Here is a 13,762-nt window from a genome sequence, read left to right on the forward strand (position 1 = left end):
ATATTGTAATCAATAAGCACTTTTCCTCAAACCCAGATCTGATGAAAACTCAGCTCACAGCGCGGCAATCAAAAAAGGTCAATACAGATTGCTGTCTGTATTGACCTTTTTTGACTAAAAATTATTTTCTTGCGGCTATTGATATAACCAAGTGTTTATAACTGATAACTAACGCTTTTTACGATTGCGATGCATATCAATGGCGACCGCACTGACGATAATGATCCCCTTGATGATGTCTTGGATGTATGAATCCACGCCAATAAAGGTGAAGCCACTCTTAATCAGCCCCAGAATCACTGCGCCTATCACCGTCCCAGTGATTCTACCGACTCCCCCCATCAGACTACTGCCACCAATAACGGCGGCGGCGATCGCATCCAATTCATAGGATTGGCCCATGCTGGATTGCCCACTACTGACACGTGCCGCCAATACAACACCCGCTAATCCGGCCAATCCCCCAGCAATGGTATACACCGTCACCAGATATTTATTAACGTTAATACCCGAGACTTTTGCTGAGATCATATTCCCCCCAATGGCATACACGTATTTACCGTAACGAGTATGCTTCAGGGCAATATGGAAAATCACCGCAATGACCAGAAAGATAATAACGGGCATCGCACCTTGACCTATTGCGGTAAAATCATCGGATAGAAAACTGACCGGATTTCCCTTGGTGTAGTATTGAGCAAGCCCTCTGGCCGAAACCATCATTCCCAAGGTAGCGATAAAGGGCGGGATACCCGTGCGAGTAATAAGAAAACCGTTAATAAACCCACAGACTATCCCTACCCCTATTCCTGCGGTAATGGGAATCGCGGCCGGTAAATCTAATAGATGCGGGTACATGGGGGAAATACTATCTGATGTCTGCGCCAAACTGGCTGCCACGACGGCGGTCAATGCGATTAAAGAGCCAGAGGAGAGATCAATACCCGTCGTAATAATGACTTGTGTTACCCCTACGGCAATAATACCGATAATCGCGACTTGCAAGATAATCAGCAATAACCGATTAGGGTTCAATAAGAATGATTGATCACGAATGAACCAACCAAGAAACTCAAAGATTAATGCAATACCGACCATGACAATAAATATACCGGTATCTTTAGGTAATTTCCCTTTTAGCCCCGACATCAATGACGGAGCTGCTTCTGAACTAACCGTGGGTGATTTATCAATTTTAATATAACTCATTATTATTACCTTCCTGCAATTATTCAGAGGCCAGTGCCATTATCTTCTCTTGGCTAGCATCTTGCTTATCCAATATTCCAGTGATATGGCCACCATGCATGACCATGACTCTGTCGCTCATACCGAGGATTTCAGGTAATTCAGAAGAAACCAAAATAATGGCAACACCCCGGTTTGCCAGCTCACTAATTAAACGATAAATTTCTGATTTTGCCCCAACATCAATACCTCTGGTTGGTTCGTCTAGAATAAGTATTTTAGGTTGGGCTAATAACCATCGTGCAATCAAAACCTTTTGTTGATTTCCGCCACTCAGGTTGTTAATAATTTGATCCATGGTCGGTGTTTTGATATTTAATTTTTTAATCTGCTCCATGCAGTCTTGAGCCATTTGTCCATGACTGACGAATCCTTTTTTATTAATATATTCTGAAAGATTCACAATACTCATATTCTCAACGACAGATAACACCAAGAATAACCCGGATTTTTTTCGGTCCTCGGTCAGAAAAGCTAATCCCTGCTCAATAGCTTTTGAAGGCGAGTTTATATTGACAGGTAGACCCTCAATCAAAATTTCGCCCCCATCTGCCGGATGCATCCCAAATAAACTTTCCATGACCTCACTGCGCCCTGCACCCACCAAGCCAGCAACACCTAATATCTCTCCGCGTTTAACGGCGAATGAAATGTCACGGAACAAACCCTGACGATGTAACCCACTGACCCGTAGCACTTCCTCACCGATATTATTGTTAAATTTAGGGAACATGTGCGTGAGCTCACGGCCGACCATCATGGTAATCAGTGACTGTTTCGTCAGATTTTCAGTTTTATCTGTGGCAACAAAAGTCCCATCGCGGAAAATAGTAACTTCATCGGTAATTTCAAAAATCTCATCCATTTTATGGCTAATATAGATAATGCCTTTTCCTTGCTCTTTTAATTCATTAATAATTGCAAAAAGGTGAAAAACCTCCCCTTCAGTCAAGGCTGAAGTCGGCTCATCCATGATTAAAATATCAGCATCATAGGAGACCGCCTTGGCAATCTCGACCATTTGTTGACTGGCGATATTCAATTCGCCGACAACCATTTCTGGTTTTAATCTTATATTTAAGTGTTGTAATAAGTCCTGAGTTTTACTATTCAGTAAATCATGATTGACCAAACCATAATGGACAGGCTCTCTCCCTAACCAAATATTTTCTGCGACTGTCATGTGTGGAACTAAATTTAGCTCCTGATGAATCATAGCAATACCAGCATGGAGTGCATCCAAGGTATCACTAAAGTTGACCGTCTCTCCTCTTACCTTTATCGTGCCTTCATCAGGATGATATATTCCAATCAAACACTTCATCAGTGTTGATTTTCCCGCACCATTCTCTCCCATTAATGCATGGACACTCCCTGATTTTATTTTAATGCCCACTTTACTCAGTGCCTTAACGCCAGGAAATTGCTTGCTGATGCCTTCAGCTTCGAGAATGTAAGGATGCATGTCATCTTCTCCGGGGTCATCTCAATATTATTATTTAGTAAATGCCGAATTTATTAATTTAAATAAAAACGGCATTATTTATTGATTTAAACAGGCATAGTGAAAGTGTTTTCATGTTCAATGCTAAAATTAGTTAACATCCACTTATTCGCTCTATTCTATTAATTAACCTCTATCAGGAATAAGCCTCTATTTTTACTTTTTATTCTTATTGGCAAAATCTTGATAGTTATCTTTTGTAATTAACTGGTACGGGATCATCACACTACTTTCTACTTTTTGGCCGGAAGCTAATTTAATGGCAGTATCGACCGCCCCCTCCCCTTGCCCTTTCGCATCTTGGAAAATACTGACACTCAAATCGCCTTTCTTAATAAACTCAAGCGCATCAGGTGTGCCATCAATACCACCGATCACCACCCCCTTTTTCTTTGCTTGTTTCAAGGCGAGGATCGCCCCAATGGCCATTTCATCATTATTAGAAGCAATAGCATCTATTTGCTGACCAGAAAGAATCCAATCTGTAGTGACATCAACCGCCTCTTTGCGGAAGAATTTTGCCGTTTGTTTATCAATAATATGGATGTTTGGGTACTGAGCCGCTACTTTCTCGACACCTCTGGTTCTATCGCGGGTAGCCTCACTTGATAGCTCCCCCATTAGAATCATTACGTTCCCTTTGCCCCCCATCAGTTTCGCCAGTTCTTCCATCTGTAGGCGTCCTGCAAGTTCAGAGTCGGAACCCACGTAGGCCATACTGGCTGGTAAGGTTATTTCTGGACGACGATTGACAAAAACCAGTGGGATTTTGGCCTGCTCTGCTAATTTGATCATTGGCTTGACGCCTTGAGTATCAACTGGGTTCAGAATAATGGCATCCACACCCTGACTAACAAAATTCTCTACTTGCTGAATTTGCTGAGCAATATCACCTTTGGCATCTTCAAACTGCCCAGAGACATTACCCTCTTCTTTCATTTTATTTTGCATGGCCTGACGTAATATGGTCAGGAAGTTATCATCGAAGTAAGCCATGGATACGCCAATTTTCAGGTCTTTAGCATAAGCGCCCAGTGGCAGCATACAGATAGCGAGTGAGGTAATAATGAGTTTTTTCAGCTTCATGATCGATACCCTTCAATAGTGGAATGCTTTAACATCTCAATGCCTATTGATTGAAAGTAATTTTTTACAACCGCGCAACTCAGCGCATGGTAAACATAGCTACTTTAGGCATTTTAATGCGCTTTCCGTGAATGCAACCGCCCCATCCCCGGCCTAGTCATCACAAATAACTTAATAAAAAACAATATATTATTCATCTTGTATCTTCTTGTTGAGATCACCACCTTCGTTTTTAAATATTTATTTCATAATTTAGATTATTGAAATTTTTAACACCAAACAACCGAAATGTGCGTTTTGTATCGAGCAAATAACAAAACTATGACAGGGGTCTAACAAATGCAGGTAATTTGAGCGATAGATGATGGCTAAACGTGTTATTCAGCAACGAAAAAGCTGCCTAAACACAATTTATGTAGAGGAGTGAACAGTAAAAAGCAGTCATCGAGTGATGGCCCACGATGTGCCTGTGGGCATTAATCGCGAAAGTACAACTTATATTAGTCTTATAAATTAATGCGTTATATCGGTAGATTGCGGCAAAGAAACATCAATTTGATAAAAATCACAAATGGCTTATCGCTCTGGGAACAAATCCACCCACAACACACAGCTATTTGGGGCGAGCGGCTGTAATTGCCCCCCTTTGATTGTGGATTGCCACCAACACCCCTGCGAGGTTGTCAGTTCGTGTGTTTCTGTATGGCTGATAAGCCATTTCCCTTTCACCACATAGATCAATCCTGCATGAGATGCGGGCAGTTCCCGTGCCGAACTCACTGCCGTTACTGAGGATTGCCAGCAGCCTCGCCGTGTCATAATGTTAAAATCTTGGCTGCTTCCACCTAATAGATGTGCGTGAATAGGAATATCGCCGGGAAAGGCGAAAGGTTGTAATGGCTGTGAGAGTGTATGGGCCTCCCACTCTGGGCTGGAGAGCACCATGCCCTCTCCTGAGAGCAACGTAATTGACCGATCGATATTTGAAAATAGCGAAAATGGGCCATCTTGCTCAATCGTCGCGATACTGGCACGCCAAGCAAAATCATCTCCCCCGACTGGCCAGCATGCAATTTCACGGGTTTCTCCGCCCCCATTTCGCCAACGGCTCACCGGTAAACTGGCAAAGTCAAAAACGGTAAAGCTCATCAGACCTCCTGTTGACAGGCTTTCAGTACTGCCAGAAATGCCTGTGCAGTTTGCTGTTGCAGTGGATGATATCTATCCACTATTACCGCTTTGCCTGCCACATAAACATCTCGAATTTGCGATTTGCCCCCCGCAAATAACCACCTATTCAGCAAAGAAGCGGATTTTGTACCCGCAATATAGGGATCATCGCCATCCAAAACTAGCCAGTCTGCCCGATAACCTTCAGCTAACAGGCTAATTTTACTGGCACAAGCCTGCCGTCCGCCCGCGAGAGCTTGGGTATACAGCAAATCGGCGACAGCAGGATACTGTTTATTGGTCAGGCGATTACGCCGTTGATCACGCAAACGTTGACCATATTCCAACCAACGCAACTCCTCGACCACATCCAGAGAAACGTGGCTATCGGACCCTATGCCCCAGCGCCCCTGATGTTGCAAATAGTCAACACCGGGGAAAATACCATCACCCAAATTTGCTTCCGTGGTTGGGCATAATCCAGCTACTGCCTGACTTTTTGCCAAACGCACAAGCTCTAACTCATCCAGATGGGTGGCATGAATCAAACACCACCGGCTATCGACGGGCAAATGGTCATACAACCATGCAACAGGCCGCTGCCCACTCCAATCCAAGCAGTCCTTAACTTCTTTTTGCTGCTCTGCAATATGAATATGTATCGGTAACTGCTTATCTGAGGCATCAAGTACCTCCTGCATTTGGTTTAACTCCACCGCCCGCAGTGAGTGGAAACACAAGCCATGGTTTTGCAGCGGCTGGTTGGCAAGCTGTTTGCTGATAATCTGCTGCTGCGTAAGATAGCTCTCGGTGTTCTGAATAAAACGACGCTGCCCTTGTTGAGCCGGCTGAGCACCAAAGCCCGCATAACTGTACAATACCGGCAACAGGGTCATTCCGATCCCTGCATCTTGCGCTGCCTGACTCAGCTGTGATGACATTTCACCCGGATCACGGTAGGGATTACCGTCGGTGTCGTGGTGTAAATAGTGAAACTCCGCGACTTGGGTGTAGCCCCCTTTTAGCATTTCGATATACAACTGGCGCGCAATCACACCAATATATTCCGGCGTCAATTGCTGTACCAGCCGATACATCAGGTCCCGCCAAGTCCAAAAACTATCTTGTGGATTACCTGCAATTTCTGCGAGTCCTGACATCATGCGTTGAAAGGCATGTGAGTGAAGATTTGGCATCCCTGGCACAATTGGCCCAGATAAAATTTGGCAATCTTCATCACTGCTACCGCTACAAATGCGCTGAATGATCCCCTGTTCATCAACAGTGATCTGCACATCCGTTGCCCATCCATCGGATAAAAAAGCACGTTTGGTAAAATAAACTGGCATAGCGATATCCCAATATTTTGTTCAGAGTCAAACGCGCTGGTAGCAGCGGCGTCAATTAATTAAGTCATCTACTTGTATATACATATACATACGCTAAATTCAACCTTAGACTTAACATATGATTTTATTATTTGACGAGGTTAACGCCGTGGCGGAACAGCAAGCAGTCTTACAATTAAGTGCCGCAATGGACGATACGCCTGCGCCCATTTACCAACGAGTAAAATTGGCTATTATTCGTCAAATTCGGACCGGAATCTGGCAGCCCCACCAGCGAGTTCCCTCCGAAAGTGAGCTTGTTGCAGAGTTAGGTGTCAGCCGCATGACCATCAACCGAGCACTCCGTGAACTGACCAGCGAAGGTTTCCTTATTCGCATGCAAGGCGTGGGAACCTTTGTCGCTGAAGCAAAAGCGCACAGTGCCTTGCTGGAGGTTCATAATATTGCTGACGAAATTACGGCTCGTGGCCACCGCCACAGCAGTAAAATTCTGCAACTTGAGGCGCGCCCGGCAACCGCTGAAGAAGCGGCCTCGTTGGGTATTCAGCCCGGACAACAACTGTTCTACTCGCAAATTGTTCATTATGAGAATGACTATCCTATTCAGGTCGAAAACCGTTGTGTCAATCCAAACACTGCCCCCGACTACATGAAGCAGGATTTCAATCAGATAACCCCCTACAGCTATCTCACTCAAGTGGCTCCCCTCACCGAGGGTGAGCATATTGTTGAGGCGGTGATCCCAAGCCCAATCGAACGACAACTGCTGCAACTGGATGAACATGAACCCTGTCTGTTGATTCGCCGCCGAACTTGGTATGGAAAAGCCATCGTGACTGCTGCTCAACTGCTCTATCCCGGTTCTCGCTATCAGCTCTATGGTCGTTTTACCCCACAAGGTACCGTGACGTCCTGAACAATTTTATTTCTCTGCGAGAACTGCGAAGTGTTACGCAATTGTTGAAATCCTTATCTTGATGATAGTGAATTTATGCGCTAGGTTGTCCATGATTGTATATACAACTTAATTTCGTCTTTTTTTTGGGGAGTGGAATCGTGTCAGAAATTCACTGCGACAGCCTGTGGTACGGCGCCGATATCGTGACCATGCAGGGTGGGAAGTATCACCTGATACCGCAAGGTGCGATGGCGGTGACTGGCGGTAAAATCGTCTGGATAGGTCCACATAGCGAACTTCCCGCATTCAATGCCTCACGCGAGGTCGTCTATCAAGGTGGCCTAATTACCCCCGGATTGATTGATTGCCATACTCATCTGGTTTTCGGTGGTGATCGCAGTGCTGAATTTGAGCAACGCCTTAATGGCGTGAGTTATGCCGAAATCGCGGCTCAAGGCGGCGGTATCCTCTCTACTGTCAAAGCCACTCGAAACAGCAGTGAACAGCAACTACTAGAACAAGCTCTATTTCGCCTAACACCGCTGCTGGCTGAGGGCGTAACTTGTATTGAGATTAAGTCCGGTTACGGCCTTGACCTTGAAAGTGAAATAAAAATGCTGCGGGTGGCTCGTCAGTTGGGAGAATTACTGCCCATCACGGTGAAAACGACGTGCTTGGCGGCCCATGCTTTACCACCTGAATTTGCAGACCGGGCTGATGACTATATTGATTTCGTTTGCCACACCATCATTCCGCACGTCGCCACAGAGGGGCTGGCCGATGCCGTTGACGCTTTTTGTGAGCATCTGGCGTTTTCGCCCGCACAAGTTGAACGCGTATTTTTAGCTGCCCGCCAAGCTGGGCTGCCCATCAAACTCCATGCCGAACAGCTTTCTGCACTCAATGGCAGCACTCTGGCCGCCAGCTATAATGCGCTCTCCGCCGATCATCTCGAATATGCAACCGAGTCAGATATTCAGGCAATGGGTAAAGCGGGGACTGTCGCGGTGTTGTTACCCGGTGCCTATTATTTGCTGCGGGAAACACAATGCCCCCCAGTTGAGTTGTTCCGCCAATATAATGTACCAATGGCTTTAGCCAGCGATGCTAACCCCGGGACATCCCCTGCACTCTCCTTACGTTTAATGCTGAATATGGCTTGCACACTGTTCCGCATGACCCCAGAAGAAGCGCTGGCAGGTGTCACTTGTCATGCAGCGCAGGCCCTTGGCTTGCAAGAGACTCAGGGCACTTTGGAAGTCGGTAAATTAGCGAACTGGGTTCATTGGCCATTATCTCGCCCTGCCGAATTGGCTTATTGGCTGGGTGGCCAATTACCTGCGGCCGTCGTTTTCCAAGGAGAAACCCGCCCATGAATATCGTTGACCCTTTGAGTTTCCGTGCGGGTAAGCTGCCTTTATTAATCAGTATTCCTCACGCCGGAACGCGACTGACCCCCGCCGTGGAAGCGGGGCTGTCAGATGCCGCTCGTCCTTTATCAGATACCGACTGGCACATTCCTCGTCTCTATGACTTTGCCCATGAGATGGGGGCCAGCATAGTGATCGGCAACTACTCTCGCTTGGTGGTTGATCTTAATCGACCAGAGGATGACCAGCCGCTGTATAGCACCGCGACCACGGGCTTATTCCCTGAAACACTTTTTGATGGCCGCCCCTGTTTTATGCCGGGTAAAACACCGTCACCGCAGGAGCGCCAATCCTACTTACAACAGATCTGGCGACCCTATCATCAACAACTGCAATCAGAGCTGGATCGCCTTAAAAACCAGTTTGGCTATGCATTATTATTAGATGCTCACTCAATTGCCTCAGTTATTCCGAGATTGTTTGAGGGGCAACTGCCCGATTTGAACTTTGGGACGAACAGTGGGGCCAGTTGTGCACCCTCATTGAGTGAGCAGTTGATCGAATGCTGTCAGTACAACTCCTCATTCAGCCACGTATTAAATGGCCGTTTTAAGGGGGGGTACATCACTCGGGCATATGGCTCACCTCAAGATCATCAGCACGCAGTACAGTTGGAGTTATCGCAGCTCAACTATATGTCTGAAACCGTGCCTTATCCCTACTTGCCTGAACGGGCAACGCATTTACAGCAATTACTCCAACAGCTGATTAATAAAATGCTGTTATGGGGTGAACATCACTACCCGCGCTGATTTCTCACAAATCATTAGCCGCAAGTAATTACCCCCACTTATCGTGCTAACTGAGATAACTGAGATAATTGAAATGCAAAAAAGGCGGGGTTATCCCCGCCTTTTTAATTCACCAATTTCCGACACAGAAAAGGGTAATAATGACTGCTTAAATTAACTTAGAAACGGTAAGTCAGGTTAACTGCAACAATATCATCTGTACCCAGACCCAGTGGGTTGTTTTCATCCAGCAAGTTAATCTGGTAGTCAACATAGGTGAACATGTTTTTGTTGATGTAGTAAGTCACACCGATTTCAGCATATTTCAGCAAATCAGCATCACCGACCACTGATAGGTCTTTGCCTTTAGACTGAACATAAGCGATTGATGGGCGAATACCATTTTCGAACTGGTACTGAGCCACCAATTCTACGTTCTGAGTTTTGTTCGCAATCAGTGCCTTGTATGGGGTCATGTTCAGCGTTTCGCCGTACATTGCTGCAATGTAAACTTGGTTTGCATCGTACTTCAGCGCTGTCGCCCAAGCCTGAGCTTTGTCACCGGTAGCACTGTTAGCCAGATTTTTCTGACCCAGAGTACGGTTGGAAGAAGAGTAGGCAGCTGCGAAGCCAACACCACTGCCTTCGATGTCTTGATAATCAACAGACAAGCCGAAACCGTCGCCGTTAGCTTTCTGAATGGCACGCTCGTTCTTAGTGGTATCGCCATCATCATTGTGGCCTTGATACTGCGCGGCAACATTCAGACCTTTTACCAGACCAAAGAAGTCTGAGTTACGGTAAGTTGCCAAGCCGGTAGAACGGCCAGTCATATAGTTATCGGTGTAAGCGATTGAGTCACCACCGAATTCTGGCAACATGTCGGTGTAAGCCAGTGCGTCATAAACTACGCCGTAGTTACGGCCATAATCGAAAGAGCCAAATTCAGCAAATTTCAAACCAGCAAAGCCCAGACGGGTTTTATTGCCCTTATCGCCCTGAGATTCAGCATTGTTTGCTGCAACGTTATATTCCCACTGGCCAAAACCGGTCAGTTGGCTATTAATTTGTGTTTCGCCTTTAAAGCCGAAACGAACATAAGTCGCATCTGCGTTATCATGATTTGTAAAAAGGTATTTAGCGGCTACGCGGCCATAAAGATCCAGCTTGTTGCCATCTTTATTATAAATTTCTGCTGCGTTTGACAGAGTAGGAACCATACTCAAGGTGACCGCTAAGGCCAGCACACTGCGCTTCATCATTATTTTTTCCTTTAAATTTTAATAAAACTAACCCGCCGGACTAAATTGGTTTTAGCCTCATAAAAGTTAATTTTTAATTTTTTATAGTGACCTGTCTTGTAAAGCGAATAGACATTATCATTAAGCACGAAAAGTTAAAACGGTAAATTTGAAGATATATACGTTTAAACAGGTAATCAATTGTAACAAAATGTGTTTTTTGGAACTTTTTATAACTCGTTGATTAAAAGAGATTTTAAGTAATTAGATATAACCAAAATAGTGCAATAGCACCAATTTAGTGCGAAGTCATTTCAATTTGTTTCTTTTTTGTTCTATTTGACAATAAGATTTGTAAAATGGAGTGGATATCACAGTTCTATTGCACTTTTTTATATATTCAATGCAACTTAATGGCTATTTAAAATCCCAAAAGTGAGTCTGACCTGTCCTATTTGGTGCAATAAACATAAAAGGCATTAATAGGTTTGTAAAAAGTGTGCCTTTAGCCTGTTATTAATTGGACGGTTTTTTATTAATAGCATGAGGACTATATAGCGAGGGATAAGATATCTTTTAATTTAATGGGTGAAAAATGAGCTATTGTTTCTGATAGCCCATTTTTTGTACACTAAAAAAGATATATAGCTTTGAATTTAGCTTAAGGAATACTTCCTTTGGTGATATTACCCTACGTCACTATCTACGCCGGTATTGGTAATCGGCTCTTATTTAAACTCTGGGTAACTCACTTTCATCCATTTGCACCAACATGATCCCTGCTCGTAACCCCATCGCGACCCGTGGATTGGGAAATAAGATCCATTCTGCTTCATGTTGGACACGATAAGACTCATTCGATTGTTCAGTCAGCCGTGTCCCTTGCCTGAAACGAGTAAAGTTCAGTGTGTCATCTGCTACCAAAAGTTGAAAATCGGGCTGCTGTTTTAGCAGTGATTTGACCACTCGGTAGAAAATCATCGCCTGTGTCGTGCGTTTTGGCAGTGGCCCACCACTGACTAATGCCTTCAATCCCGCAATAATCGCGCTAAATTGTGTCAGTTGATTCTCACCAAATGGCAGCGCCTTTCCTAGCTCCAGTGTGCAGCTTGCCGCCAGACAGTGCTCACTGCTGAAGTGCGCGAAGGTTCCCCCTGCCGAGGTGTGCATCACCAGCGCGTCCAGCTCAATATCTTGCAGCCAGCGCAGCATTGCCGCCGAGTACGGCGCGGATTGGTAAGGTAATAGGCCAAAGCGAATATGATGTGAACCTCGAATTGCGGTGTGTAAATCATAATGCAGTCGCATTGATTGGCTATCGGCATCAAAAAAATCTATCACCGTCTGTTCGAGAAACGCTGCCCTTTTTGGCTCCTCTCCCGACGGGGAGTTCTGATGACGCCCGCCAAACATGCGGTTGATATCCGCCGTGAGATAGCGCTCCCCTGCTCTTATCGCCGGTGGATTGCCTAATATCACCAATAAACGCACGGCCAGCGGCAATTTGCCCAGCAATAGCTCGGTGACTAATTGATTGATGATCTCAATCGGTGCGGTTTCATTCCCATGGATACCGGCAGAGAGCACCACCGACTGCGTATAACCCCCATGGGGCGTCAACATCAACGCCCCTTCGCCGAGCCATTGCCATGTGAGGTTTGCCGTTTCACCTTGTGTGGTTTGCGGCGAATGGCCCGAGAGTGTCACCGACAAAATATCTAGCATCATCAAATCTTCCCCTTGCTTTATACCTAATCTCGCTGGAACGGGTATACCGAGCCAAGGTTGAGTATTCGCGTCAGTTCATCTAAGGCTTGTCGCCCCTCTTGCAAGAGCTGAGGGTCAGCTAAGTCTTTAAATTGCAGGTGATCACGATAATGTTGGTCAACCCAATTATTCAGTGTGACAAACAGTGCCGGGGTCATCATCACTCGGCTGTTCACGGCCGGTAACTCAACCTCATTCAGCGCCACGCGCAAACGCAAACAGGCCGGGCCACCGCCATTACGCATACTTTCACGCAGATCAAATACCCTGACTTCATCAATGGGTCCACCGCTATTGATCAGTTCAGACAGATACCGCCACACTGCGGGGTTTTCTTGTGACTCCTGCGGAATAATCAGCAGCATTTTGCCGTTGGGTTTACTCAACAACTGGCTGTTAAATAGATAGGTCGAAACAGCATCAGCAACTGACACCTCAGCAACCGGCACTTCAATTGTGACTAGTTGTTGTTCAATGCTCCCCATTTTGCGGCGCAGATCATCCATCACTTGAAACTCTGGCACAAATGCATGCTGGTGATGGAACAATACATTTTGATTACTGACCGCGATAACATCATTGTGAAAGACCCCTTGGTCAATCACAGCGGGATTTTGCTGCACAAAAACCGTCTGTTCAGGCGCTAACTGGTGCAAGCGCGCGACGGCTTGACTGGCTTCCAGTGTTTGGCGGGCAGGATATCGACTCGGATGGGTGCCGTTTTCCAGCCCTTTACGGCCATAAACGAACATCTGAATCGCCGGGCTGTCATACTCGCCGCCCAGACGATTGTGATTCGCCGCCCCCTCATCGCCAAACAGTTCTACCGAGGGTAAAGCCTCGTGATGAACAAAGTGGCGATGGTTGTTGAATACCGCTTTTAACAGCGCAGAGGTGGTATCCGCCTCAATCGCTCGGTGAAATTTATTGTTCAAATTGGCGACAGTAAAATGGACGCGCCCATCGCGGCTGTCCGCCGAGGGAGAAACTGTCGCGGCGTTAGCAGTCCACATTGAGGAGGCGGAGCTGACCGCCGATAACAAGCGCGGCGACTGGCGGGCCACTTCACTCAAGACTTGCTCATCTGAGCCACTGAATCCCAACTGCCGCAGAACCCCGATAGCGGGGCGTTCTTGTGGCGGCAAAACACCTTGTTTGTAGCCTAAATCAGCCAGCGCCTTCATTTTTAGCAACCCCTGTTTGGCGGCCAAACGGGGGTTAGAGATGCTATTTTGATGGGTCGTCGAGGCTTCATTGCCAAAAGACAATCCAGCATAGTGATGTGTCAGTCCAACCAATCCATCAAAGTTAACTTCATAGCCTGCCATCCTAATTCTC

At 46.0% G+C, this 13,762-nt stretch carries 11 protein-coding genes; 3 read left to right on the forward strand and 8 right to left on the reverse strand.

Annotated elements, in window-relative coordinates; translation table 11 throughout:
* Positions 1-168 precede the first annotated feature (168 nt).
* The 5 genes from HRD69_RS16845 to HRD69_RS16865 all read right to left on the reverse strand — a co-directional run bounded on the left by HRD69_RS16845 (position 169) and on the right by HRD69_RS16865 (position 6,357).
* Positions 169-1,209: an ABC transporter permease gene (locus HRD69_RS16845; protein WP_004875658.1), complete on the reverse strand. Its 1,041-nt coding sequence runs from the start codon at positions 1,207-1,209 to the stop codon at positions 169-171.
* Between the two features lie 19 nt (positions 1,210-1,228).
* Complete coding sequence (locus tag HRD69_RS16850) at positions 1,229-2,713, reverse strand: sugar ABC transporter ATP-binding protein (protein ID WP_004875657.1); 1,485 nt, start codon at positions 2,711-2,713, stop codon at positions 1,229-1,231.
* Positions 2,714-2,908: 195 nt separating this feature from the next.
* On the reverse strand, positions 2,909-3,838 hold the full coding sequence (locus tag HRD69_RS16855; protein ID WP_004875656.1) for a sugar ABC transporter substrate-binding protein: 930 nt from the start codon (positions 3,836-3,838) through the stop codon (positions 2,909-2,911).
* Between the two features lie 576 nt (positions 3,839-4,414).
* On the reverse strand, positions 4,415-4,987 hold the full coding sequence (locus HRD69_RS16860) for a HutD/Ves family protein (RefSeq protein WP_032814774.1): 573 nt from the start codon (positions 4,985-4,987) through the stop codon (positions 4,415-4,417).
* Positions 4,987-6,357 (reverse strand): formimidoylglutamate deiminase, encoded by a 1,371-nt coding sequence (locus tag HRD69_RS16865; protein ID WP_004875655.1) that lies wholly within the window; start codon positions 6,355-6,357, stop codon positions 4,987-4,989. Before HRD69_RS16865 ends, HRD69_RS16860 begins: the two co-directional genes overlap by 1 nt.
* 148 nt (positions 6,358-6,505) lie before the next feature.
* On the opposite strand from HRD69_RS16865, the gene hutC reads away from it, so the two are divergent.
* The 3 genes from hutC (at position 6,506) to hutG (ending at position 9,437) form a co-directional block, all read left to right on the forward strand.
* The gene (gene hutC / locus HRD69_RS16870) at positions 6,506-7,273 is read left to right on the forward strand and encodes a histidine utilization transcriptional repressor HutC (RefSeq protein ID WP_032814788.1); all 768 of its coding nucleotides are present in this window, start codon (positions 6,506-6,508) and stop codon (positions 7,271-7,273) included.
* Positions 7,274-7,410: 137 nt separating this feature from the next.
* Positions 7,411-8,631, forward strand: coding sequence for an imidazolonepropionase (gene hutI / locus HRD69_RS16875; protein WP_032814787.1), 1,221 nt, complete (start codon positions 7,411-7,413; stop codon positions 8,629-8,631).
* Positions 8,628-9,437 (forward strand): N-formylglutamate deformylase, encoded by an 810-nt coding sequence (hutG, locus tag HRD69_RS16880; protein WP_050538227.1) that lies wholly within the window; start codon positions 8,628-8,630, stop codon positions 9,435-9,437. Before hutI ends, hutG begins: the two co-directional genes overlap by 4 nt.
* 158 nt (positions 9,438-9,595) lie before the next feature.
* Here hutG and HRD69_RS16885 read toward each other — a convergent pair whose 3' ends face one another.
* From HRD69_RS16885 to astB, 3 genes are all read right to left on the reverse strand, one after another.
* Positions 9,596-10,678, reverse strand: a complete 1,083-nt coding sequence (locus tag HRD69_RS16885; RefSeq protein ID WP_004875651.1) for a porin — start codon at positions 10,676-10,678, stop codon at positions 9,596-9,598.
* Positions 10,679-11,389: 711 nt separating this feature from the next.
* Complete coding sequence (gene astE, locus HRD69_RS16890; RefSeq protein WP_032814786.1) at positions 11,390-12,382, reverse strand: succinylglutamate desuccinylase; 993 nt, start codon at positions 12,380-12,382, stop codon at positions 11,390-11,392.
* Between the two features lie 26 nt (positions 12,383-12,408).
* Positions 12,409-13,752, reverse strand: a complete 1,344-nt coding sequence (astB, locus tag HRD69_RS16895) for an N-succinylarginine dihydrolase (RefSeq protein ID WP_004875649.1) — start codon at positions 13,750-13,752, stop codon at positions 12,409-12,411.
* Positions 13,753-13,762: the final 10 nt, after the last annotated feature.

The sequence above is a fragment of the Yersinia mollaretii ATCC 43969 genome, from assembly GCF_013282725.1.
Lineage (GTDB): Bacteria > Pseudomonadota > Gammaproteobacteria > Enterobacterales > Enterobacteriaceae > Yersinia > Yersinia mollaretii.